Source organism: Janibacter terrae NBRC 107853, assembly GCF_001591405.1.
Classification (GTDB): Bacteria; Actinomycetota; Actinomycetes; order Actinomycetales; family Dermatophilaceae; genus Janibacter; species Janibacter terrae.
Window position 1 is genome coordinate 61,142 of the sequence record NZ_BCUV01000005.1, and the last position, 21,288, is coordinate 82,429.

At 72.0% G+C, this 21,288-nt stretch carries 27 protein-coding genes; 11 read left to right on the forward strand and 16 right to left on the reverse strand.

Features of this window, described 5'->3' with window-relative positions:
- Window positions 1-99: 99 nt before the first annotated feature.
- Window positions 100-930: an NYN domain-containing protein gene (locus JT1_RS05115; protein ID WP_068324196.1), complete on the reverse strand. Its 831-nt coding sequence runs from the start codon at window positions 928-930 to the stop codon at window positions 100-102.
- Window positions 931-949: 19 nt separating this feature from the next.
- Window positions 950-1,693 carry an SDR family oxidoreductase gene (locus JT1_RS05120; protein ID WP_082807489.1) on the reverse strand — a complete coding sequence of 248 codons (744 nt, stop codon included), beginning with the start codon at window positions 1,691-1,693 and terminating at the stop codon, window positions 950-952.
- A gap of 61 nt (window positions 1,694-1,754) precedes the next feature.
- Here JT1_RS05120 and JT1_RS05125 point away from each other — a divergent pair, with 61 nt between their 5' ends.
- Window positions 1,755-2,336 (forward strand): hypothetical protein, encoded by a 582-nt coding sequence (locus JT1_RS05125; RefSeq protein WP_068324203.1) that lies wholly within the window; start codon window positions 1,755-1,757, stop codon window positions 2,334-2,336.
- Window positions 2,337-2,479: 143 nt separating this feature from the next.
- Here the strand turns inward: JT1_RS05125 and arfB are convergent, their stop codons facing one another.
- Both arfB and JT1_RS05135 read right to left on the reverse strand, forming a co-directional pair.
- The gene (gene arfB, locus JT1_RS05130) at window positions 2,480-2,926 is read right to left on the reverse strand and encodes an alternative ribosome rescue aminoacyl-tRNA hydrolase ArfB (protein WP_068324206.1); all 447 of its coding nucleotides are present in this window, start codon (window positions 2,924-2,926) and stop codon (window positions 2,480-2,482) included.
- A gap of 12 nt (window positions 2,927-2,938) precedes the next feature.
- Window positions 2,939-3,865 (reverse strand): ketopantoate reductase family protein, encoded by a 927-nt coding sequence (locus tag JT1_RS05135; protein ID WP_068324209.1) that lies wholly within the window; start codon window positions 3,863-3,865, stop codon window positions 2,939-2,941.
- A 341-nt stretch (window positions 3,866-4,206) separates the two neighbouring features.
- Between JT1_RS05135 and JT1_RS18245 the strand changes: the two genes are divergently transcribed.
- The gene (locus tag JT1_RS18245) at window positions 4,207-4,347 is read left to right on the forward strand and encodes a hypothetical protein (protein ID WP_169701859.1); all 141 of its coding nucleotides are present in this window, start codon (window positions 4,207-4,209) and stop codon (window positions 4,345-4,347) included.
- A gap of 42 nt (window positions 4,348-4,389) precedes the next feature.
- Window positions 4,390-5,430 carry an FUSC family protein gene (locus JT1_RS05140; protein ID WP_068324212.1) on the forward strand — a complete coding sequence of 347 codons (1,041 nt, stop codon included), beginning with the start codon at window positions 4,390-4,392 and terminating at the stop codon, window positions 5,428-5,430.
- 7 nt (window positions 5,431-5,437) lie between these two features.
- Here the strand turns inward: JT1_RS05140 and JT1_RS05145 are convergent, their stop codons facing one another.
- Window positions 5,438-5,737 (reverse strand): thioredoxin domain-containing protein, encoded by a 300-nt coding sequence (locus JT1_RS05145; RefSeq protein WP_068324215.1) that lies wholly within the window; start codon window positions 5,735-5,737, stop codon window positions 5,438-5,440.
- A 362-nt stretch (window positions 5,738-6,099) separates the two neighbouring features.
- On the opposite strand from JT1_RS05145, the gene JT1_RS19125 reads away from it, so the two are divergent.
- A complete protein-coding gene (locus JT1_RS19125; protein WP_439645740.1) occupies window positions 6,100-6,324 on the forward strand; it encodes a VOC family protein in 225 nt (74 codons plus the stop codon).
- Window positions 6,325-6,409: 85 nt separating this feature from the next.
- Here the strand turns inward: JT1_RS19125 and JT1_RS05155 are convergent, their stop codons facing one another.
- The 6 genes from JT1_RS05155 to JT1_RS05180 all read right to left on the reverse strand — a co-directional run bounded on the left by JT1_RS05155 (window position 6,410) and on the right by JT1_RS05180 (window position 8,860).
- Window positions 6,410-6,799 (reverse strand): type II toxin-antitoxin system VapC family toxin, encoded by a 390-nt coding sequence (locus JT1_RS05155; protein ID WP_068324218.1) that lies wholly within the window; start codon window positions 6,797-6,799, stop codon window positions 6,410-6,412.
- A complete protein-coding gene (locus JT1_RS05160; RefSeq protein WP_068324221.1) occupies window positions 6,796-7,038 on the reverse strand; it encodes an AbrB/MazE/SpoVT family DNA-binding domain-containing protein in 243 nt (80 codons plus the stop codon). Before JT1_RS05160 ends, JT1_RS05155 begins: the two co-directional genes overlap by 4 nt.
- Before the next feature lie 114 nt (window positions 7,039-7,152).
- On the reverse strand, window positions 7,153-7,548 hold the full coding sequence (locus tag JT1_RS05165; RefSeq protein ID WP_068324224.1) for a VOC family protein: 396 nt from the start codon (window positions 7,546-7,548) through the stop codon (window positions 7,153-7,155).
- A gap of 135 nt (window positions 7,549-7,683) precedes the next feature.
- On the reverse strand, window positions 7,684-7,920 hold the full coding sequence (locus JT1_RS05170; RefSeq protein ID WP_169701860.1) for a FitA-like ribbon-helix-helix domain-containing protein: 237 nt from the start codon (window positions 7,918-7,920) through the stop codon (window positions 7,684-7,686).
- A gap of 80 nt (window positions 7,921-8,000) precedes the next feature.
- Window positions 8,001-8,519, reverse strand: a complete 519-nt coding sequence (locus tag JT1_RS05175) for a putative immunity protein (protein ID WP_068324231.1) — start codon at window positions 8,517-8,519, stop codon at window positions 8,001-8,003.
- Window positions 8,520-8,554: 35 nt separating this feature from the next.
- Complete coding sequence (locus JT1_RS05180) at window positions 8,555-8,860, reverse strand: single-stranded DNA-binding protein (protein WP_068324234.1); 306 nt, start codon at window positions 8,858-8,860, stop codon at window positions 8,555-8,557.
- Between the two features lie 81 nt (window positions 8,861-8,941).
- Here JT1_RS05180 and JT1_RS18250 point away from each other — a divergent pair, with 81 nt between their 5' ends.
- Together JT1_RS18250 and JT1_RS05185 are read left to right on the forward strand one after the other, a co-directional pair.
- Complete coding sequence (locus JT1_RS18250) at window positions 8,942-9,088, forward strand: hypothetical protein (protein WP_169701861.1); 147 nt, start codon at window positions 8,942-8,944, stop codon at window positions 9,086-9,088.
- A 150-nt stretch (window positions 9,089-9,238) separates the two neighbouring features.
- Window positions 9,239-10,072, forward strand: a complete 834-nt coding sequence (locus JT1_RS05185) for an SDR family oxidoreductase (protein ID WP_068324237.1) — start codon at window positions 9,239-9,241, stop codon at window positions 10,070-10,072.
- Here the strand turns inward: JT1_RS05185 and JT1_RS05190 are convergent.
- On the reverse strand, window positions 10,056-12,428 hold the full coding sequence (locus tag JT1_RS05190) for an ATP-binding cassette domain-containing protein (RefSeq protein WP_068324240.1): 2,373 nt from the start codon (window positions 12,426-12,428) through the stop codon (window positions 10,056-10,058). The genes JT1_RS05185 and JT1_RS05190 overlap by 17 nt on opposite strands.
- A 65-nt stretch (window positions 12,429-12,493) precedes the next feature.
- Window positions 12,494-13,129 carry an IclR family transcriptional regulator gene (locus tag JT1_RS05195; RefSeq protein ID WP_169701862.1) on the reverse strand — a complete coding sequence of 212 codons (636 nt, stop codon included), beginning with the start codon at window positions 13,127-13,129 and terminating at the stop codon, window positions 12,494-12,496.
- A 108-nt stretch (window positions 13,130-13,237) separates the two neighbouring features.
- Between JT1_RS05195 and fahA the strand changes: the two genes are divergently transcribed.
- The gene (gene fahA / locus JT1_RS05200; RefSeq protein ID WP_068324246.1) at window positions 13,238-14,431 is read left to right on the forward strand and encodes a fumarylacetoacetase; all 1,194 of its coding nucleotides are present in this window, start codon (window positions 13,238-13,240) and stop codon (window positions 14,429-14,431) included.
- Between the two features lie 27 nt (window positions 14,432-14,458).
- On the opposite strand, the gene JT1_RS05205 is transcribed toward fahA, so the two are convergent.
- Window positions 14,459-14,980 carry a GNAT family N-acetyltransferase gene (locus JT1_RS05205; RefSeq protein WP_068324250.1) on the reverse strand — a complete coding sequence of 174 codons (522 nt, stop codon included), beginning with the start codon at window positions 14,978-14,980 and terminating at the stop codon, window positions 14,459-14,461.
- 57 nt (window positions 14,981-15,037) lie between these two features.
- Between JT1_RS05205 and JT1_RS05210 the strand changes: the two genes are divergently transcribed.
- Complete coding sequence (locus tag JT1_RS05210) at window positions 15,038-16,180, forward strand: methyltransferase domain-containing protein (RefSeq protein WP_068324253.1); 1,143 nt, start codon at window positions 15,038-15,040, stop codon at window positions 16,178-16,180.
- Here JT1_RS05210 and JT1_RS05215 read toward each other — a convergent pair.
- Together JT1_RS05215 and JT1_RS05230 are read right to left on the reverse strand one after the other, a co-directional pair.
- A complete protein-coding gene (locus JT1_RS05215) occupies window positions 16,152-16,943 on the reverse strand; it encodes a hypothetical protein (protein WP_068324256.1) in 792 nt (263 codons plus the stop codon). The genes JT1_RS05210 and JT1_RS05215 overlap by 29 nt on opposite strands.
- A gap of 945 nt (window positions 16,944-17,888) precedes the next feature.
- The gene (locus tag JT1_RS05230) at window positions 17,889-18,221 is read right to left on the reverse strand and encodes a DUF4190 domain-containing protein (protein ID WP_169701863.1); all 333 of its coding nucleotides are present in this window, start codon (window positions 18,219-18,221) and stop codon (window positions 17,889-17,891) included.
- Window positions 18,222-18,338: 117 nt separating this feature from the next.
- Between JT1_RS05230 and tdh the strand changes: the two genes are divergently transcribed.
- The 3 genes from tdh to JT1_RS05245 are packed head-to-tail and all read left to right on the forward strand — an operon-like array spanning window position 18,339 to window position 21,284.
- Entirely contained in the window at window positions 18,339-19,379 is a 1,041-nt protein-coding gene (gene tdh / locus JT1_RS05235) for an L-threonine 3-dehydrogenase (protein ID WP_068324270.1), read from the forward strand.
- A gap of 2 nt (window positions 19,380-19,381) precedes the next feature.
- Window positions 19,382-20,629 (forward strand): glycine C-acetyltransferase, encoded by a 1,248-nt coding sequence (locus JT1_RS05240; RefSeq protein WP_082807486.1) that lies wholly within the window; start codon window positions 19,382-19,384, stop codon window positions 20,627-20,629.
- A 1-nt stretch (window position 20,630) separates the two neighbouring features.
- On the forward strand, window positions 20,631-21,284 hold the full coding sequence (locus JT1_RS05245) for an SRPBCC domain-containing protein (RefSeq protein WP_068324273.1): 654 nt from the start codon (window positions 20,631-20,633) through the stop codon (window positions 21,282-21,284).
- The last annotated feature ends 4 nt before the right edge of the window (window positions 21,285-21,288 follow it).

Below are 21,288 nucleotides of genomic sequence, written 5' to 3' on the forward strand. Positions count from 1 at the left end.
GGGGAACTCCTGGGAAGAGGCAGACCGGCGTCATCGTAGTCGCGATCGTCCCGGGGTTACATGGCCCGTGTGGACGACGCCCGGCGAAGGGCGAGCGCCTCAGGACCTCTTGGCGCTCGCCTTCTTCGCCGCGGTCTTCGTCGTCGCGGTCTTCGTCGTGGTCGACCCCACCGCCTTGGCAGCGGGGGTGCGCTGCTTGGTGCGCAGCCGCACCTGGCGGCGGGAGCCCTCCGCGCGGGTCTCGAGATAGGGCTGCTCGTCGACGAGGCTCGAGAGCTTCTGGTGGCCGAAGGTGCGCGGGTCGAAGTCGGCGTGCGCCCGGCTCAGGTGCTGGCCGACGAGCCCGAGGGCGCTCCACCCGTCGTCACCGGACGTCGCGTTGATCGCCCTGGTGAGGGCCGACTGGAGGTTGATCGTCGGCTCGGCGACGTCCTCGGCAGGCGCGGCGGAACCCCCTTCGTCCGGCTCGTCCTCACGCGACTGCTCCTGGAGCAGCTCGAGGAAGATGAACTGGTCGACCGCACGACGCAGGGACTCGGGGGTCTTGCGCGCGCCGAGCCCGTACACGCGCTTGCCGGACTCGCGCAGGCGGGTGGCGAGACGGGTGAAGTCGGAGTCGGAGGAGACGAGCGCGAAGGCCTCGACGTTGCCCTGCCACAGCAGGTCCATCGCGTCGATGATCAGCGCCGAGTCGGTGGAGTTCTTGCCGACTGTGTACGCGAACTGCTGCACCGGCTGGATGGCGTTGCGCTGCAGCTCCGACTTCCAGCCACCGAGCTGGGTGGTCGTCCAGTCGCCGTAGGCGCGCTTGATCGTCGGGGTGCCGTACTTCGCCAGCTCCTCGAGCACGGCCGCGGTGTGCTTGGCGGACACGTTGTCGCAGTCGATGAGGACCGCGATGCGGGCAGAGCTGCTGTGGTCGTCGTCCATGCCCGCAACCTACCTGCGCTCAGACGCGCGGCGTGGCCAGCCACTCGTCGTACGTGCGCGCGCCGATGCGGCTGTCGCGCTCGGCGAGGAGCAGCTCGCTGCGCATCCCGCGGCCCAGCGCACCCGGCATGGGCCACTCCACGACCCGCGTGCCCTCACCCCGGACCTCGAGGTAGCGCCGAGCCATCTCGGCCACCCGGATCTCCTGCGGACCGGCGATCGAGGGGCCATGCCCCAGCGGCGGTCCGGCGGCCACCTCGAGGAGCAGCTCGGCGACGTCAGTGGTCGACACCGGTTGCGAGCGGATCCGGGGGACGAGGGCCACCGGGCCGAGCGTCGTCCGCTCGAGCGTCTGCCGGCCGAAGTCGTGGAACTGCGCGGCCCGGACGAAGGTCCCCGTCGGCTGCTTGGCGACGAGGTCCTCCTGCAGCGCCTTGCCCGCGTGGTAGCCAGCGTCGATCGCGGCCGCGCCCAGGATCGACAGGGCGACGTGGTGGCCGACCCCGGCTCGGGCACCCGCGACGAGCAGGGAGCCGGTCACCCGCCGGAAGAAGTCGCGCGAGGCCCGCGCGGACATCGTCTGGATCGAGGTCACGTCGATCACCGCGTCGACGCCCTCCAGGTGCTCGGCCAGGCCGTCGGCGGAGGTGACGTCGACCCCCTTCGACCGGGCGAGGACGACCACCTCGTGACCCTGCCGGCCGGCCACCTCGCTCACGACACGACCCACGACGCCGGTCCCGCCGGCAACAGCGACCTTCATGACCCACAGCATGGCCGATGGACAACTGGTGCTGCTGCGCTTTTGGCGCCATGATCCAGCCATGCCCATCTCGCGCCGCACCGCCGTCATCGCCCTCGCCTCCACCGCCGCCCTCGTCGGGGCCGCCGGAGCCGTCTCCGCCGCCACGAGCAGCACCCCGCCCCAGCTGGCCACCGTCACCCACGTCGGCATCTACGAGGGCGCCTTCACCGGCTTCCCGGGCAACACCCACCGGGTCTCCATGCTCATGAAGCGTGGGAACACCTCGACCTTCGGCAAGAACCAGCAGAACTACGTCCTCGTCGAGTCCTACCGCTGCGCTCCCGGCGCGACCGTCCCGCTCGCCGGGGCCGCCGGCGCGGACTGCCCGCTGGCCACGAAGACGTCCATGCGCAACACCGGCTCGGGTGCCTACGTCTCGTCCACGGGGCGCTCGGCCACGATGACCGGCAACCTCACCTCCCGCTCGGGCAAGTACCGCAAGATCGAGTCCACGCTGCGCTTCTACCAGCAGAACCCGAGCGGTGAGCACTCCTTCGGGTACGACATGACCGTGCGCAACAACGCGGGCCGGACGACGGGCCTGCTCGGCGGGAAGAAGCCGGTGAACTCCTCGGTGCTCCTCGTCTCCTTCGGCGAGTAGCGGGTCAGCCCTTCCCTCGTCGTCGCTGGCGGGGGAGGGGCCGCACCACGAGCACCGGGCACGGCGCCGAGGCCGCGGCCACCACGGATCCCGACCGGGCTCAACCGCAGGCGCGAACAGGTGCCGGGACCGCCCTTCGCCGCTCAGTCGTCCCGGTCCGGGCGTGAGCGCCGCCGCTTGATCTCGCTGCGCCGGGTCTTGGCGTCGAGCCGACGACGCTGGGCGCCCCGGGTGCGCTTCGTGGCGCGGCGCGAAGGGGGAGGGGGCGCCAGTGCCTGGCGCAGGAGCGCGGCGACCCGCTCCCGTGCGGCCGCCCGGTTGCGGTGCTGCGACCGGTGCTCCGTGGCGTCGACGGTGAGGACGGTCCCGACGAGCCGTGGGGCGAGCCGGTCGAGGGCCCGCTGCCGTTGGTGCTCGGTGAGGGCGGTCGTCGTCGCGAGGTCGAGCGAGAGCTGCACGCGCGAGTCCGTGGTGTTGACGCCCTGGCCGCCGGGTCCGCTCGCGCGGCTGAACTGCTCCGTGAGCTCGGATGCGGCCACGACGAGGCCCCCGGGGAGGCCCGGGCCGGGCGGGACGCGCAGCTCGCTCACCACCTCAGGATGTCAGGGCCGAGGCGAGCGGCCGCCGGTGAGGATCCACGACATGGACTGGTTGTAGGGGGTCTCGACGCCGTGCCGCGCCCCGAGGGCGAGGACGTGGTCGGCGAACAGGGCGACCTCGGTCGGTCGCCCGGCGAGCACGTCCTGGAGCATCGAGGTGTGGCCCTCGCCCGGCAGGCTCGCGAGCACCTCGTCCCAGCGCTCGCGGTCGTGCTCGTCGAGGGTGATCCCCTCGGCGGCGGCGACGGCGACGACCTCGTCCACGAGGGCGAGCATGAGCGAGCGCGCGGGCCCGTCGTGCGTGAAGTCGGCGTAGGGCGCCCGCAGCACCGCGGACGACTGGTTGATCGCCGTGTTGACCATGAACTTCCACCACATCTCGTGGGCCATGTCCGCCGGAGCCTCCCACGCCAGGCCCGCGGTGGTCAGGGCGCCCTGGACGGCCTCGAGCCGGTCCGCGGTCCCGAGCTCGTCGGTGGTGCCGAGGGAGAGACGACCGGGGGAGAGGTAGGTGATCTCGGCGCCCTCACGACCAGCGGCCATGCCGAGCGCGATGCATGCGAGGACCTGCTCGGGAGCGAATCGCTCGGCGAGCGCGTGCTCGCTCTCCAGCCCGTTGAGGACGGAGACGAGGGTCGTGCGCGGGCCGACGAAGGGAGCGACGTCCTCGAGCGCGTCCCGCAGCTGGTGGTGCTTGACGGCGACGAGGACGAGGTCCACCGCGTGCGGGTCGTCGTCGAGCGGGGTGACGACCGCCGCGGTCAGCGGCCGACCGTTGACCCGGACGCCCTGGTCGCGCAGACGCGCTGCGCGCTCACCGGACGCGACGAGCGAGGTGCGCAGGCCCCCTTCGACGAAGTGCGCCGCGTACATGCCCCCGAGGGCACCGGCTCCGACGACGGCCACGGACTCGATCTGGTGGGTGGTCACGCGGCCACGGTAGGCCCCGTCCGCCCGGCGAGGACCGCCGGGGCCAGCGCGGCGAGGGTCGCCGGCGCGAAGACCGCGCCACCCATGGGCTCCGCAGGGGCAGGCCGACGAGCACCCCGCCCCGGCGGTCGCCCACGCGGCTCCAGGCGAGGCTCGCGAGGGTGATGACCAGGGGCGGCAGGAGCAGGCGAAGGGCGAGGGTTTCCACGACCTCGACACTTCACGAGGATCCACCGTGGGTGTCGCGCCGAGATCGAGGCGAGGGCACTCGGGCGGCCCCTGACGATGGTCAGCGAGATGCGCCTGGCGGACTCGGCGGTCCGACGGGAGTCGACGACGAGGTGCGGGTCGCCTGCTGCGACGCGGCGGAGCTCGAGGAGATCGTCGACCGGTTGCGCCAGGAGCACGGGGTCGTGGCGATCCGCTCGCGGCTGGTGCTGCACGACCTCGCCGTCGAGCCGGGTGGACTCACCGGCGCCTGACGCAGCGTCCGGAGTGAGGACCGCGCGTCCTACGGTGTCCCCATGCGTCTGACCGCCGTCCGCGCCCCGAAGCGCGACCCCCTGCTGCAGATGGTCAAGACCGCGCTCGCCACGATCCTCGCGTGGGTCGTGTCGGCCCTGCTGATCCCGGACGGGCCGCCGCCGGTCTTCGCCGCGATCGCCGCGATGCTCGTGGTGCAGCCGAGCCTCAACCAGTCCCTGGCCAAGGGGGTCGAGCGCAGCCTCGGCGTGCTGGCCGGGGTCCTGCTCGCCACCGGCCTCGGCATCGCCTTCGGCGACGCATCGTGGGTGGTCCTGGTCGCCGTGACGGCCGCGCTGGTGATGTCCTGGGCGCTGCGCCTCACGACGGGGTCGGCCAACCAGATCGCCATCAGCGCCCTGCTCGTCCTCGCGCTGGGCTCGTCCACGCCCGACTACGCCCTGATCCGGGTGGTCGAGACGGGCATCGGCGCGGTCGTCGGCATCGTCGTCCACCTCCTCCTCGTCCCGCCGGTCACGCTCGCGCCCGCCCGGACGGCCCTCGAGGAGCTGGGGGAGGAGACCGCCCAGGCCATCGAACGACTGGCGGACGCGCTGGTCTCGCGCAAGACCCGGCCCGGCCGGCTGCTCCTGCTCGCGGACGCCCGGCGGCTCCACCCCCTTCGCGACGGCGCCCTGACGGCCCTGGACGACGCCGAGGACTCCTTGCGTCTCAACCCTCGTGCGAGCCGGTACGAGGACGAGCTGGCGGCGATGCGCGAGAGCCTGGTGCTCCTGACGAGGGTCGGGACCCAGGTCCGGGGGATGACCCGGGCCTTCATCGACCACTACGACGACGAGGTGCGGGAGGAACCGATCGTCGCGGGCATCGCCGAGGAGCTGCTCCGTGCCGCTCATGACACCCGCCTGCGGCTGCGCCTGGCACTGCCCGTGCCGGGCGCCGAGCACCTCGAGGACACGGCCCCGGCGCTCACGGAGCCGCTCGACGTCAGCGCGCCCCACGGGATGAGGTGGATCCTCATCGGCTCGCTCATGGAGGACCTGCGCCGCATCCGCCACGAGCTCGGGGCCCAGGCGTCCTGAGGGCGGGTCAGGCGTCGTCTACCGCGCGGCGCAGCTGCTCGAGCGTCGGCGCACCGGCGAGACCGTCCGGCGTGGCGAAGAGTCGGCAGGTGAGCCCGACGGGATCTTCCGCGCCGGCGAAGGGGTCCTGACCGTCGATGAGGATGCTGGGGGACCCGTGGAAGCCGAGGCGTTCCGCCTCCTCCTGGGTCTCGACCCGGGCGTACGACAGCGTGACGTCGGGCCGCTCGGTGGCGATGAGCCGCAGGCGCTCGTCCACCAGTCGCCAGCTGGGGCAGTCGTCGAAGTAGAGCAGTCGCACGTCCATCGCCTACAGGCTAGTGGGCAGGACTAGCCTCGCTGGGCATGGACATGATGACGGGGGAGCAGATCGCCGCGGCCGGTCTCGGCGACTGGCGCAAGCTGGCGCAGGGGTTGCACGCCACGGCATCGAGCACGTCGTCGAGTGGGTCACCCGGCTGGACGTCGACCTCGCCCGTCGGGTCAGCGAGATCGCTGCCGAGCAGGGAGCGGTGCCCGACCCAGCGTCGGTCAGCGAGGTCGAGCTCGGCCTGGACACCACGGCGTCCGGGAAGGTCGCGCCCGTGTGGGCGGCCCTGCTGACCGGCGACGCCGGCGCCCAGGGCTGGGGGGACACCCGGCGACGAGATCCGGGACCTCACGGGACGGGTGCCCAACCTCTGGTTCGACGACCTCGACGAGGATGCGCCGCCTCGCCAGCGTTTCCACGTCGAGGTGTACGTCGCGCCCGAGGTCGTCGAGCAGCGGGTCGCCGCGGCACTGGCCGCGGGCGGGACGCTCGTCGACGACAGCAGTGCGCCCGGGCTCGTCGTCATCGCCGACCAGGACGGCAACCGCGGGGTCGTCTGTGCTGACACCTCGGCGACTGCCTGAGGGGCCGATCGGGGGGCCATGGCGGTGGTGCGGTCGCACCAAGATGACATAATGTGGATTATCGGCGTTGTGGGCTGCGGTGCAGTCAGGGGCTGGTGAATCCCAGGGACCGCTGTGCACCCTTGTCGAAGCTGGCCACCGACGCGCAGCCTGCGGCGCGGCCGGCCTCCGCGAGGATCGCGTCCGGCAGGTCGGCGCCGTCGGCTGCCAGCGTCAGTGCGCGAAGGACGATGGCGCGGTCCTGTGTGACGATGCACGCGTTGCCCACGAGCTCCCTGAGGACGTCGACGACGGCCTCAGGCTTCTGCCTGTAGGCGCTCCGCAGGACCCAGTACGTCTCCACGAGCACGACCGTCGACAGGTAGCCGGGGCTCGTCGGCGACAGCTGCGCCATGAGCGAGTCGGCCCTGGCGGCCTGGCGGGGTTCGTCCTGGACGAGGAACCTGACGAGCACGTTGGTGTCGAGCCCGATCACGAGTCCTCCGTGGCGCCGGCCGCGATCGCGTCGTCCATCGTCTCGAGCGACACCGCGGGCCCGACGTGCCGCAGGCGACCCCTCAGGCCCTTGAGGGACGGCTGGGTCGTGCTGAGCACGAAGTCGCCATCGGCATTGCGGGTGAACGTGACCTTGGTGCCGGGCGTGAGGCCCAGCTGCTCCCTCACGTCCTTGGGGATGGTGATCTGACCCTTGCTCGTCATGGTTCCTGTCGACATCCGTACCTCCTTACGCAAGGGTAAGGACGGGTGGGCGACAGCACAAGGGGTGGTGTCGGCGGTGGAGAGACGACCACCTGGGGTGGCATCGTCATCTCCTCCCCCGCCACGAGCTCAGGCCGGCGGGGCGAAGAGCTCCAGCGCGATGTTGTCGGGATCGCGGAAGGAGATGCCGGACCCGTAGGACGCGTCCCGGATGCCACCGTGGGCGATGCCGAGCTCGTCGAGCCTCTTCACCCACGGCTCGAGCTCGCTGCGCTCGATCGCGAAGGCGATGTGGTCCAGCCCCGTCTGCCTCTCGTCGAAAGCGCCCGCCGCGGACGAACCCGTGTGGGTGTGGACGCCGAAGAGCGTCCCGCCACCGAGGGCGAAGACGGCGTGGTGGAAGGCACCGGACTCCTCGTCCTCGTCGAGGACGGGGTCGGCGCCGAAGAGCTGCGTGTACCAGCGCGTGCTGGCGTCCAGGTCGGTCACGGTGATCGCGACGTGGGTCAGGGCGGGGAAGGGCATGGCGGGACCTCCGAGAGCACCAGGTCGGGTCCGTGCTGCGAGGGGTCGGGCAGGCGGACGCCGGCGACGACTGGCTGGGGTCAAGCATTCTCCCGTGCCGGCGCGGGCACAAGGCCTGGCTGTCCCGGACGTCCGTCAGTACCCGTCGGGGCAGAAGTCGACCTGTGTCGGTGGCGCCAGCGCCTCCTTGGAGACGACCCGTCGCGCGGCCGTGTACAGGTCCATCACGGCGCCGGAGTCCTGGGCCTGGCCCTGTGTGACGGCGGTGAGGATGGCTGCCGCCTCGGCCTCCATCGTGCGTCCGTGGCGCTGCGCCAGCTCGGTCAGCCTGGACTCGACGCGGGAGTCGAGGTCGCGGATCTCGAATGCCATCTGGATCACATCCCTTCGTCGAACAAACTACTCCGTGACGGTGCCCCTGTCGTCCCCTTCCGCAGCGGGTCGCAACCAGCTCAGGGGACGTCGAAGACCGACCAGCAGATGTCGTTGCGGCGGGCCTGGTCCTCGAGCACCAGCTCGCGCACCTGCTCCGGGAGCCGGTCCCGCTGCCAGGCAGACTCGACCCGGCGAGCGGACTCCCCCATGCCGCGGGGGGCAGAGGCCACGGCGGCCTTGATCGCGTACGCGGCCGCCCCGAGGTCGTGCTCGGCCACGTGCCCGACGCAGGCGGCCTGGCCGGCGGCGTAGGCGGCGAAGCGCGGCGCCCCGACGAGCTCGCGCGCCGCGCCCATGGCGTGCCCGCCGAGGGCCCGGGCGTCCATCATCCGCAGCTCACCGGCGGCCCACGCCCGGGCGGCGGCGATGGCCTCGCGAGGGCGCGGGTCGTCGGGGCGTCCGGAGTCGAAGAGGGCCGCGACGTGCTCCGCGCAGTCCGCGGCCCACAGCGCCAGCAGCCGGTGGTCGGCGTCGGTGAGCGTCCCGCCGCGCCGGATCGTGACCAGGCGCGGGTCGCGCACCGAGGACAGGATCATCTCGCCAGACTAGGCCGGTGCCGGCTCGTGGTGACTCAGCGTCGATCGCGCACCAACCGAGCGACCTCGACCTCGTACCGACTCGACGCCCCACCCGGGGTCCGGAAGAAGCGGCGACGCAGGCTCCCTTCGACCCGTACGCGAGTGCCGTCCGCCAGACGCAGGGCCGCTCGTCGCGCGCCCGCCGACCAGCAGGCGCAGTCGATCGTGTCGACCGGGTGCCCCTCTCCCCTGGCGACGACGACCCGCAGGGTGACCAGCTCGTCACCGCTCGGCATCTCCCGCACCGTCGGTTCGCCGCTGACCCGGCCGGTGAACTCCACGTGGTTGACCTCGTCCATGCACCCAGCGTGGTCGCGTCCGAGGCAAGCCCGGCGGGCGTGGTTTCCCCTGTGGACGGCCCACGCCTCAGGCCCGGGTCTGTGGAGGGTCAGAGAGTCGACCCCAACCTCTCGGGAGCCCGACGCGTCTGCTCCGGCATGGAGGTCTCGGAGCACCATCCTCGGCGCCGGGGCCGCACCCCGGCCCGCAGCTGGGTCGTGAGCGACGCGGACCGCGTCGTCCTCTGAAGCCACCGGAGCCGCCGTGTCGCGCCGGGTCACGTCACGCAGCGCCTCGCCGGGGCATGCTGGACGTGCACCGTCACCCACCTGACCCAGGAGCCCCGACGTGACGCAGTCCCCCGCTGCCCTCACCACCCCGCCGATCCGAGCCGGCCGATGAGCGCGCCCGAGCACCGCTGGCCCGCGGGCGCCGTCGTCACCGGGGCGGGTCGCGGCCTGGGTCGGCAGATCTCTGCGCTGCTCGTGAGGCGCGGCTACCAGGTCCTCGTTGCCGATGTGGACGAGGACGCGGCGAAGGGGGCAGCCGCCGAGCTCGGCGAGCGCGCCGAGGCCATGGTCGTCGACGTCCGGGACGAGGCCGCGGTCCTTGCCGCCCGAGACAGGGTGGTGGAGTGGGCCGGGCGCCTGGACGTCTGGGTCAACAACGCCGGGGTCCTCGTCACCGGTCCGGTCTGGGAGCACGACGAGCAGCAGCGTCGTCGGGTGCTCGAGGTCAACGCGCTCGGCACGATCAACGGCACGCTGGCCGCCGTCGAGGCCATGCGTGCTACCGGGGGTGGCCACGTCATCAACATCGCCTCGTTGGCTGGTCTGAGCGCCGTCCCGGGCGAAGGGGTCTACGCCGCCTCCAAGCATGCCGTCATGGGCTTCAGCCTGAGCGCCGTGGCCGACCTGCGCGCCGCGAAGATCAAGGACATCCACATCTCCTGCGTCTGCCCGGACGGCATCTGGACGCCGATGCTGCACGACCGGCTCGACGACCCGGGGGCCGCGCTCTCCTTCTCCGGCAGGCTCCTGCAGCCGGAGGAGGTCGTCGAGGCGGTCGACGAGCTCCTCGACAAGCCGAGGCTCGTCACCGCCGTCCCCGGCTGGCGCGGCACGGTGTGCCGCGTGGGGGACGTCTTCCCGGCGTTGGGCCTGGCCGGCCTGCCGGTCATGACCGCCCGGGGCCGCAGGGTGCAGCGGAAGCTGCTCAGGAAGCGGCGCTGACGCCCTCGACGTAGGCCCGCAGGTGCTTGGCGGTGAGGGTCTCCCCCTTCGCCACGAGGTCGGCTGGGGTGCCCTCGAAGACCACCTCGCCCCCCTCGTGGCCGGCGCCGGGACCGAGGTCGATGATCCAGTCGGCGTGGGCCATGACGGCCTGGTGGTGCTCGATGACGATGACCGACCTGCCCTGCTCGACGAGGCGGTCCAGCAGGGCGAGGAGGTTGTCGACGTCGGCCAGGTGCAGGCCGGTGGTCGGCTCGTCCAGGACATACACGTCGCCCTGCTCCCCCATGTGGACGGCGAGCTTGAGCCGCTGGCGCTCGCCGCCCGACAGCGCCGTGAGCGGCTGACCGAGGGTGAGGTAGCCCAGACCCACGTCGACGAGGCGCGTGAGGACCTTGTGCGCGGCCGGCAGGCTCGCCGGGCCCTCCTTGGCGAAGAAGGTCTGGGCCTCGCTCATCGACATCTCGAGGACGTCCGCGATGTTCTTGCCTGCGAGCTCGTACTCGAGGACCGCGTCCTGGAAGCGTCGCCCCTCGCAGTCCTCGCAGGGCGACTCGACGGTCGCCATGACGCCGAGCTCGGTGAAGATGACGCCAGCGCCATTGCACGTCGGGCAGGCGCCCTCGGAGTTGGAGCTGAAGAGGGCGGGCTTGACGCCGTTCGCCTTCGCGAAGGCCTTGCGGACGGGCTCGAGCAGGCCCGTGTACGTCGCGGGGTTGCTGCGACGTGAGCCCTTGATCGCGGCCTGGTCGACGATGACGACGTCGTCCCGGTGGTCGAGGGCACCGTGGACGAGCGAGCTCTTGCCCGAGCCGGCCACACCGGTCACCACGACGAGCCCGCCGAGGGGGATGTCGACGTCGACGTCCTTGAGGTTGTGGGTGTCCGCACCGCGGATCTCCAGGGTCCCCGTGGCCGGACGGACGTGCTCCTTGAGCGCTACCCGGTGGTCCAGGTGCCGCCCGGTCAGGGTGTCGCTGGCCCGCAGCTCCTCGACGGTCCCCTCGAAGACGATCTCGCCGCCGTGCGTCCCCGCCAAGGGTCCGAGGTCGACCGCGTGGTCGGCGATGGCGATGGTCTCCGGCTTGTGCTCGACGACCAGGACGGTGTTGCCCTTGTCGCGCAGACGCAGGAGCAGGTCGTTCATCCGGTCGATGTCGTGCGGGTGCAGCCCGATCGTCGGCTCGTCGAAGACGTAGGTGACGTCCGTGAGCGAGGAACCGAGGTGGCGGATCATCTTGGCCCGCTGCGCCTCGCCGCCGGACAGGGTGCCGGCCGGTCGGTCGAGGGAGAGGTACCCGAGGCCGATCTCGGTGAAGGAGTCCAGCAGGTGCTGCAGGCCGTCGAGCAACGGCCCGAAGCCGGGCTCGTCGAGCTCGCGCACCCACGCCGCCAGGTCGTCGATCTGCATCGCGCACAGGTCCGCGATGCTCTTGCCCCTGATCCTCGACGAGCGCGCCTCGGCCGTCAGGCGCGTGCCCTCGCACTCCGGGCAGGTCTGGAAGGTCACCGCCCGCTCGACGAAGCGCCGCACGTGCGGCTGCATGGCCTCCGGGTCCTTGGACAGCATCGACTTCTGGATCCTCGGGATCATCCCCTCGAAGGTGAGGTTGACCCCTTCGACCTTGATCTTCGTCGGCTCGCTGTAGAGCATCGTCTCGAGCTGCTTCGGGGTGAACCTCGCGATCGGCGTGTCCATCGGCAGCCCCATGCCCTCGAAGAGGCGCCCGTACCAGCCGTCCATCGAGTACCCGGGGACGGTGAGCGCCCCCTCGCGCAGGGTCTTGCTCTCGTCGTAGAGGGCAGTGCGGTCGATGTCACTGACCTGCCCCATGCCCTCGCAGCGCGGGCACATGCCGCCGAGGTAGACGGCCTGCTTGACCGTCTTGCGCTCGGTGTGGCCGGACTTCTCCGTCGTCATCGAGCCGCTCGCCCGGCGGGTGGGGACGTTGAAGGAGAAGGCCGTCGGCGGTCCGACGTGCGGGTCGCCGAGGCGGGAGAAGAGGATGCGCAGCATCGCGTTGGCGTCCGTCGCCGTGCCCACGGTGGAGCGCGGGTTGGCACCCATGCGCTCCTGGTCGACGATGATCGCCGTCGTCAGGCCCTCGAGGTGGTCGACGTCGGGCCTCGCGAGGGACGGCATGAAGCCCTGCAGGAAGGCGCTGTACGTCTCGTCGATGAGCCGTCGCGACTCCGCGGCGATCGTGCCGAAGACGAGCGAGCTCTTGCCCGACCCGGAGACGCCGGTGAAGACGGTCAGACGCCGCTTGGGCAGGTCGACGCTGATGTCCTTGAGGTTGTTCTCCCTCGCCCCCTGCACGCGGATGAGGTCGTGGCTGTCGGCATCGTGCGGCATCGGCTCTCCAGTGGGTGGTCGGGAGGGACCCGTCGATCCAAGCAGATACCGGTCCATGCGGAGGATCAGCCGGCGGCGAGCAGGCGCGCGGCGGCCCTGAGGTGCGGCCCCAGGACGCGCTCGTCGAGTGCGCGGAAGGAGACCACGCCCACGGACGCCTCGAAGACGTCCCCCGGCGAGCGCTCCAGCGCGAGCGCCAGGCCGTGCGCGCCCGACTGCAGCTCGCTGATCGAGGAGACGGCGCGCGGCCCGTGCTCGCGGGCGACGATGATGGCCCGCCCGGCGGCCCCCTTCGTCAACGCGTGCCGGGCACCGGTGCGGTAGGCCATGTGGAAATCGGTGGCGGTCGGCTCCACGACGACGAGCGCCACCGCGTCGTCGCCCTCGGCCACCGTGAGGTGCGCCGTGGCCCGGGCGACGTCGGCGAGCGCCGCGAGCACGGGGCGGGCCCGCTCACGCAGCGCGGGCACGACGGCGCCCGCGAGCCGCTGGACCCCGAGGCCGAGCCGCACCCGTCCCTCGTCGCGGGTGACGAGGCGGTGCTCCTCGAGGGTCGCGACGAGGCGGTAGACGACGGGCCGGCCGACGCCCAACGCGTCGGCGAGGCCGCTCATCGTCGCGCCGTCGCTGCGCTCGTCCCGGGCGAGCAGCTCGAGGATGCGCAGGCCCCGGTCGAGGGTCTGCGAGCCGTCCGTGCTCACGGTGCGTGCTCCGGCGCCACGTGGTGCCTCATGTGCCATGTACCCCTTGCGTACGATTATCGGACGTCGGTGTACCGGCAGCATGTCACCCCGCCCTAGGGTGGCGCCATGACCACGTGGCTCGACATCCCGGCCGATCACCCCTTCGGCATCGACACGCTCCCCTACGGCGTCTTCTCCACCGGCTCGAACCCGCGCGTCGGGGTGCGGGTCGGCGACCTCGTCCTCGACCTCGCGGCGGTCGACCCCGAGCACGAGGGGGTCTGGGCCGCAGCATCGCTCAACCCCCTGCTCACCCTCGGCCGCCCGGCGTGGACGGCTGCGCGTGCCCGCGTCGTCGAGCTGCTCACCGACGAGGCGCACCGCGAGGTGGTCACCCCGCACCTCGTCCCGCTCGCCCAGGTGACCATGCACCTGCCCGTCGAGGTCGCCGACTACGTCGACTTCTACGCGAGCGAGCACCACGCGAGCAATGTCGGTCAGATCTTCCGCCCCGACAACGCCGCGCTCCCGCCGAGCTGGAAGCACCTGCCCATCGGCTACCACGGCCGGGCGGGCACGGTCGTGGTCGACGGCACCGACGTCGTGCGACCGACCGGCCAGCGCAAGGGCCCCCAGGACCCGACGCCCGTCTTCGGCCCGAGCGTGCGCCTCGACATCGAGGCCGAGCTGGGCTATGTCGTCGGCGGTGCCACGCAGCTCGGCTCGCGCGTGTCCGTCGACGAGGCGCCCGACCACCTCTTCGGCGTCGTCATCCTCAACGACTGGAGCGCCCGCGACATCCAGGCGTGGGAGTACGTGCCGCTCGGGCCCTTCCTCGGCAAGTCCTTCGCCACGTCGATCTCGGCCTGGGTGACCCCGCTGGAGGCCTTCGACCTCGCCCGCACCCGGCTGCCGGGGCAGGACGCGGTACCGGTCCTGCCGTACCTGCGCGGCGACGCGTGGGGCCTCGACGTCCACCTCGAGGTGCGGCTCAACGGCCACGTCGTCGCCACCCCGCACAACAGCGACATGTACTGGTCGCCCGCGCAGATGCTCGCGCACCTCACCGTCAACGGCGCGAGCCTGCGCGACGGCGACCTCTTCGGGTCCGGCACGATCAGCGGCCCGACGAAGGGAGAGCGCGGCTCCCTCCTCGAGCTCGCCTGGGGCGGCACCGAGCCGATCACGCTCCCGGACGGCAGCACGCGCACCTTCCTCGAGGACGGCGACACCGTGACGATGACCGGCTGGGCGCCGGGCCCGCGGGGCGCCCGGATCGGCCTCGGGGAGGTCTCGGGCACCATCCGTCCCGCCCGCTGAGGCGACGCTCCTCCCCCTTCGTCGCGGTCACGAAGGGCGCGACGTCCCGACCCGCAGGTCGAGGAACATCACGTGCAGCCCCACCGGGCCGTGCTCGGGGTGCATGAAGGCGCCCGGGACGGTCCCGACGACGTCGAAGCCGAGCGAGCGCCACAGCCCGACGGCGCGCTCGTTGGTCTCGACGACGGCGTTGAACTGGATGCCGTCGTACCCCTCGGTGCGTGCCCACGCGATCATGTCCTCGCCGAGCGCGCGACCGACGCCCCTCACCCGGCAATCGGGGTCGACCATGAAGCTGGCCGTCGCGATGTGCGCGCCCCGTCCCGGCTTGTTGGGGCCCATCTTCGCCGAGCCGAGGACGCTCGGCCCGTCGACCGCGACGACCGTGCGGCCCGGCGCCTCCTCCATCCACCACGGCCTGGCCTCGTCCTCGTCGAGCCCGGTCGGGTAGGTGTACGAGTGCCCCTGCGCCACGATCCGGGACCAGAAGGGGTAGATCGACGACCAGTCGTCGTCGGTCGCCGGACGGATGGCGAGGTCGGCAGTCACGGTGTCAGCATCCCAGCCGCCCGCGTGGCGTCGTGGGCGGGGACGTAACCTGACGCGGTGCAGTGCTCCCACTTCGACGCTGGTGAGTGCCGCTCGTGCACCCTCATGGGGGTGCCCTACGGGCAGCAGGTCGCCGATCTGGACGTGGAGGTCCGCCGGCTGCTGTCGACGTCCGTCCCGGCCGAGGTGTGGGACTCCCCCTTCGTCGGTCCCGAGTCCGGCTTCCGCAACAAGGCCAAGCTGGTTGTCGGTGGGACGAAGGGGGAGCCGACCTTCGGCATCCTCGACGCCGCGATGCGGGGCGTGGACCTGCGGGACTGCGGCCTGTACGAACCGGTCCTGGCCGCCGCCCTGCCCCCGCTCGTCGGCGCCGTGGCAGCGCTGGGCCTGGTGCCCTACGACGTGCGGGCACGCTCCGGCGAGCTGAAGCACCTCATCGTCACCTCGAGCCCCGACGGTGAGCTCATGCTGCGGTTCGTCCTGCGCTCGCCCGGCCAGCTACCCCGGATCACCGGCGGCCTCGACGACCTGCGGGCCGCGGTCCCCGGCCTGCGGGTCGTGTCCGTCAACCTCCAGCCGGAGCACAAGGCGGTGCTCGAGGGCGAGGAGGAGATCCTCCTGACCCCGGCCGAGACGCTCCCGATGCGCCTGGACGACATCACCTTCCACCTGCGACCACGCAGCTTCTTCCAGACCAACACCACGGTGGCCGCGGGGCTCTACCGGCAGGTGGGTGAGTGGATTGCCGAGATCGACCCGGCGAGCGTGCTCGACCTGTACTGCGGGGTCGGCGGGTTCGCCCTGACCGCGGCCACGACGCAGGGGGCACGCACGCGTCGTGTCGACGGGGTCGAGGTCGCTCCCGACGCGGTGGCCAGTGCTCGCCGGTCGGCCGTCGAGCTCGGCGTCGAGGCTCGCTTCGAGGTCGGCGACGCGCGGGTCCTGGAGGCGCCCGACCACGAGCTCGTGGTCGTCAACCCACCTCGTCGCGGGATCGGCTCCGCTCTGTGCGCGGCCCTCGAGGTGTCCTCACCCGCGCACGTCATCTACTCCAGCTGCAATGCCACGAGCCTGGCCCGCGACCTCGCAGCCCTCCCCGGGTACCGGGTCGTGCGGGCACGCCTGTTCGACATGTTCCCGCAGACCCGGCACCACGAGGTGGCGGTCCTGCTCAGGCGCCGGCGGGCGGCGGGTAGTTGAAGAGCGTCGCCTTGTCGACGGTCGTGGCGTAGAAGGGCTGCCACCTGCTGGTCACGCGCTTCATGCGCGGGTTGGGGATGCCGGGGTTCCATCCCTGGGGGTGGACGATCGTCCGCGGGGTGGCGAAGAGGTCGGCGCCCGTGGAGCCGATGACGTTGGCGCCCGCCGTGCCTCCGGACAGGCGCATCTCCTGCCGCACGAGGATCCCCTTCGTCCCGGCCGGGATCGGGACGCGCGGGTACATGCCCGACCACCAGAAGTGCAGGGCGTCGGCCTTGCCCCTCAGCCCGGACAGGGGCATCGAGTAGGTGGCGGTCCGGTCCTTGCGGGCAGTGCCCGTCGTGGCACCGGACTGGAAGTCGCCGGTGTAGTAGGCGCCCTCCATCCGCGAGGCCGTCGCCTTGGCACGCGTCCACTTCTTCCCGTCGAAGAAGTAGACACGCGGGTTGCGCGCCACGAGGCGCGCGCTGTAGTTCGTCGTGCGGCTCGTCGCGAAGACCTGGCCCCACACGTTGATGGCCTTGTAGTTGCGGAACGAGGTGCTGGCGACGGAGGCCTTCGCGTCGGAGGCGGTCCGCCACGAGTAGCCGTAAGGGACACCACGGGGGATGGCGTCGTGCCGGCCGTAGGCGTCGCTGGCGACGAGCTGGGCGGTGGTCGTCGTCGACGACCCGGAGGTCATCGACGGGGTGGAGGCGCCCGCGGCGGCAGAGCCACCGGCGAGGAACGCCACGATCAGGGAGGAGGTGATAGCGGTACGCACGGGGCACAAGGTTGAGGTCTCGCACGAGGCGCTGCAAATCGTGGCTCAGCACATCAACTGCTACAAGAGCGGGGTCGGTCCCTCACGAATCTTCGAGAGGAGGCGGATTCGCTTGCAGCGTGGGCAGATCCAGAGTCGTGGCGTAAAAGGTCTGCCACGTCGCTGTGACCCACTTCATACGGGCGTTGGGGATCCCGGGGTTCCATCCCCGGGGGTCGACGATCGTCCGTGGTGTCGCGAAGAGGTCAGCGCCCGTGCTGCCGATGACGCCGGCACCCGCGGTGTCACCGGTCAGGCGCATCTCCTGCCGCACGAGGATCCCCCGCGTGCCCTCAGGGATCTGCGTCCGCGGGAAGTCGCCCTCCCACCAGAAGTGCAGGACGTCAGGCGACCCGTCCAGCCCCGACAGGGGCATCGACCACGTGCCAGGGGCGTCGGCTCGCGCCGTGCCCGCCACGGGCTCGGAGCGGAAGTCGCCCGCGTAGTAGGCCCCTCCACCCGGTCGGCCACGAGGCCGGCCTCGACCCAGGCGCCACCGGTGAACCACCACACCCTCGGCGCCCGAACCTCCAGCCGGGCGTCATAGGAGGTCGTGCTCTCGGTGGCGAAGACCTGACCCCAGACGTTGAGCGCGCGGTAGTCGCGGGAACCCGGTGCTCGCGGTGCCCGGATCGGTGTCCGCGCCCTCTCGCCACGAGTAGCCGAAGGGGACGCCGCGAGGCGTCGCGTCGTGGGCTCCGTACACGTCCCGGGCGACGACCCCGGCCAGCCGGGCGGGGGTCTGCGACGTGAGCCCAACGGTCGAGGACGCGGGGTTGCCCGGCCCCGACCCTGTGCCGACGGCGAGAGCGACGCCGACGAGGAGGAGGCACGACACCACGACCACGACGAGGGTGCGCACACCCACGAGCCTAGCCACCGGCCACGCGGACGTGACCCCGGCGGTCAGGCCGTTGCGCTGCCGGCGACCAACGCGACGATGAACCCGAAGTAGCAGAGCAGGAGGAGGATCAACCCGACGAACAGCACCGTGCCGACGATCCCGAGGATCTTGCCGATGTGGGCATGGTCCCGGTTGCTCCAGCCGCCCTGCGGGTCCGCGTCGATCTCGCGCAGCGCCGTCGAGCCCAGGATCCACGCGACGACGCCCAGGCCGGGGAGCACCGACAGACCGAGGATGCCCAGGACCAGCGCCGCGGTGGCGCCCCCGTGCGTGCGCGTCGCCGCCCACGGCGGTGGCGGGGGCAGCGGCGGCGGGTACGGGCTCGGATCGGTCATGGTGCGGCCAGCGTAGGACCGGGCGACGCGCCAGCACACGGGGAGGACTCCCCTTCGTCCGGGAGGTCGCTAGGTTGTGAGCGCGGTCACCCCCGCCGACCACCCCACAGGAGACCCATGCGCGCCCTCGTCAAGCCCCGCCCCGGCCCCGGACTCGAGCTCATCGACGTCCCCGAGCCCCACGCCGGTCCCGGTGAGGTGCGCATCCGCGTCCTGCGCGCCGGTCTGTGCGGCACCGACCTGCACCTCCACGGCTGGGACGACTGGGCGGCCGGCGCCGTGCCGCGCACGCCGCAGGTCATCGGCCACGAGTTCTACGGCGAGGTCGACGAGGTCGGCGACGGCGTGGTCGACGTGCGGCTCGGTGACCGCGTCTCGGGCGAGGGGCACCTCGTCTGCGGCACCTGCCGCAACTGCCGCGCGGGGCGCAGGCACCTGTGCATCAACACGATCGGCATCGGGGTCAACCGGGACGGCGCCTTCGCCGACCACGTCGTCATCCCGTCGGGCAACGCCTGGGTCCACCCCGACGACATCGACCCGGACCTCGGCGCCGTCTTCGACCCGCTGGGCAACGCCGTCCACACGGCCCTGTCCTTCCCTCTCGTCGGCGAGGACGTCGTCATCACCGGCGCCGGCCCCATCGGCGTCATGGCGACGGCGATCGCCCGGCACGTCGGCGCCCGGTACATCGCGGTCACCGACCTGTCCGACACCCGCCTGGAGCTGGCGAAGGGGGCCGGCGCCGACCTGCTCGTCAACGCGACCCGATCCGACCTCGGCGCCGCGATGCGCGAGCTCGGGATGAAGGAGGGCTTCGACGTCGGCCTCGAGGTGTCCGGCGCTCCCCCGGCCGTGTCCGACATGCTCGACCACCTCAACCACGGCGGCCGCATCGCCATGCTCGGGCTGCCCAAGGACCCCTACCCCGTCGACTGGGGCAAGGTGATCACCCACATGATCACCATCAAGGGGATCTACGGCCGGGAGATGTACGACACCTGGTACACGATGAGCGCGATGCTCTCGACCTCCCCGACCCTGCGGGCGGCCATCTCGTCCGTCATCACCCACCGCTTCCCCGCGGAGCGGTGGGAGGACGCCTTCACGACCGCCGCCTCGGGTGAGTGCGGCAAGGTCATCATGGATTGGAGCTGACGATGTACGCCTTCAAGGACGAGCTGACCGCCACCCTGCGGCAGATCCGCGCCGACGGGTTGTGGAAGGACGAGCGTCGGCTGACGAGCGCGCAGGACGCGCACATCACGACGACGAAGACGTCGGCGATCAACTTCTGCGCCAACAACTACCTCGGTCTCGCCGACCACCCCGAGGTGCGGGCCGCGGCCGCCGCCGCGCTCGACGACTGGGGCTTCGGGATGGCCAGCGTGCGGTTCATCTGCGGGACGCAGGAGCTGCACAAGCAGCTCGAGGGCGCCCTGTCGCAGTGGTTCGGGACCGAGGACACGATCCTCTACTCCAGCTGCTTCGACGCCAACGGCGGCGTCTTCGAGGTGCTCTTCGGCGAGGGTGACGCGATCATCTCGGACGCTCTCAACCATGCCTCGCTGATCGACGGCATCCGGCTCAGCAAGGCCGCCCGCTACCGGTACGCCAATGCGGACATGGACGACCTGCGGGCCAAGCTCGAGGCGGCGAAGGGGGCCCGGCGCACCGTCGTCGTCACGGACGGCGTCTTCTCGATGGATGGCTACCTCGCGCCGCTGGAGCAGATCTGCGACCTCGCCGAGGAGTACGGCGCGATGGTCCTCGTCGACGACTCCCATGCCGTGGGGTTCATCGGGGACGGGGGCGGGGGCACGCCCGAGGCGTGCGGTGTCGCCGATCGGGTCGACCTGCTCACCGGAACGCTGGGCAAGGCGCTCGGCGGGGCGAGCGGCGGCTACGTCAGCGGGCCGGCCGAGGTCGTCGCCCTGCTGCGGCAGCGCTCCCGGCCGTATCTCTTCTCCAACGCCGTCGCCCCCGTCGTCGCGGCCGGCTCGCTGCGGGCCGTCGAGATCGCCAGGGAGTCCCACGAGGGACGAGCCGTCCTGCGGCGCAACACCCTGATGTTCCGCGAGCTCATGACGGAGGAGGGCTTCGACCTGCTGCCGGGGCAGCACCCCATCACCCCGGTGATGTTCCCGGGTGAGGACGGCGCCCGGCAGGCGGCGCAGATCGCCGACGCGATGCTCGGGCACGGCGTCTACGTCATCGCCTTCTCGTACCCCGTCGTGCCGAAGGGACAGGCACGCATCCGGGTGCAGCTCTCCGCAGCCCACACCGAGGCGGACGTGCGCGCCTGCGTAGCGGCGTTCGTCGCGGCGCGGGACGAGGTCACCGCGCTCGTCCGTGGCCGGCGTGCCCGTCGTGGGTCCGACCGGACCGACCCGACCAAGGAGACCTGACATGGTGGACACCACGACCCAGATCGGCGCGGTGGACCGCGCTCTCGAGATGCTCGAGGTCGACGGCGCACCCGCGCGTGCGCAGTCACTGACCCAGACCTACCCCTCCCCCATCGACGACGTGTGGGACGCGGTGACGACCGCCGAGCGGATCGCCCGGTGGTTCCTGCCGGTGAGCGGCGACCTGCGCCTCGGAGGTCGGTACCAGCTGCAGGGCAACGCCGGCGGCGAGGTGCTCGAGTGCCGACCGCCGGACGACGGGACGGCCGGGTACCGCGTGACCTGGGAGATGATGGGCGCGGTGTCCTGGCTCGAGGTGGTCCTCGTCGCCGAGGGCGAGTCGACCCGCCTGCGCCTCGTGCGCGTCGCCCGTGTGGAGGACGTGCCCGAGGGGATGTGGGAGACCTACGGCCCCGGGGCCACGGGCGGCGGCTGGGACGGCGGTCTCCTCGGGCTGTCCCTCCATCTCGGCGCCGTCGGGGGCGCGCTCCGTCCCGAGGAGGCCGAGGCCTGGGCAGCCACCGGTGAGGGCCGGGCCTTCTACCGGGGCGCGGCAGATGCCTGGGGCGGCGCGCAGGTCGCCGCAGGCGCGGATCCCGTGGCCGCGGCGGCCGCGGCGGACGAGACCTACCGCTTCTACACCGGGCAGGGATGAGACC

Coding starts and splice junctions, on each gene's coding strand:
- JT1_RS05190 (WP_068324240.1), bottom strand. CDS start 12,428: ATGCCGCACGATGCCGACAGCCACGACCTCATCCGCGTGCAGGGGGCG.
- JT1_RS05230 (WP_169701863.1), bottom strand. CDS start 18,221: ATGACCGATCCGAGCCCGTACCCGCCGCCGCTGCCCCCGCCACCGCCG.
- fahA (WP_068324246.1), top strand. CDS start 13,238: ATGACCACGTGGCTCGACATCCCGGCCGATCACCCCTTCGGCATCGAC.
- JT1_RS05170 (WP_169701860.1), bottom strand. CDS start 7,920: ATGGCATTCGAGATCCGCGACCTCGACTCCCGCGTCGAGTCCAGGCTG.
- JT1_RS05240 (WP_082807486.1), top strand. CDS start 19,382: ATGTACGCCTTCAAGGACGAGCTGACCGCCACCCTGCGGCAGATCCGC.
- JT1_RS05125 (WP_068324203.1), top strand. CDS start 1,755: ATGCCCATCTCGCGCCGCACCGCCGTCATCGCCCTCGCCTCCACCGCC.
- JT1_RS05115 (WP_068324196.1), bottom strand. CDS start 930: ATGGACGACGACCACAGCAGCTCTGCCCGCATCGCGGTCCTCATCGAC.
- JT1_RS05145 (WP_068324215.1), bottom strand. CDS start 5,737: ATGGACGTGCGACTGCTCTACTTCGACGACTGCCCCAGCTGGCGACTG.
- JT1_RS05245 (WP_068324273.1), top strand. CDS start 20,631: ATGGTGGACACCACGACCCAGATCGGCGCGGTGGACCGCGCTCTCGAG.
- tdh (WP_068324270.1), top strand. CDS start 18,339: ATGCGCGCCCTCGTCAAGCCCCGCCCCGGCCCCGGACTCGAGCTCATC.
- JT1_RS05140 (WP_068324212.1), top strand. CDS start 4,390: ATGCGTCTGACCGCCGTCCGCGCCCCGAAGCGCGACCCCCTGCTGCAG.
- JT1_RS05180 (WP_068324234.1), bottom strand. CDS start 8,860: ATGGACGAGGTCAACCACGTGGAGTTCACCGGCCGGGTCAGCGGCGAA.
- JT1_RS05185 (WP_068324237.1), top strand. CDS start 9,239: ATGAGCGCGCCCGAGCACCGCTGGCCCGCGGGCGCCGTCGTCACCGGG.
- JT1_RS05120 (WP_082807489.1), bottom strand. CDS start 1,693: ATGAAGGTCGCTGTTGCCGGCGGGACCGGCGTCGTGGGTCGTGTCGTG.
- JT1_RS05175 (WP_068324231.1), bottom strand. CDS start 8,519: ATGATCCTGTCCTCGGTGCGCGACCCGCGCCTGGTCACGATCCGGCGC.
- JT1_RS05165 (WP_068324224.1), bottom strand. CDS start 7,548: ATGCCCTTCCCCGCCCTGACCCACGTCGCGATCACCGTGACCGACCTG.
- JT1_RS05160 (WP_068324221.1), bottom strand. CDS start 7,038: ATGTCGACAGGAACCATGACGAGCAAGGGTCAGATCACCATCCCCAAG.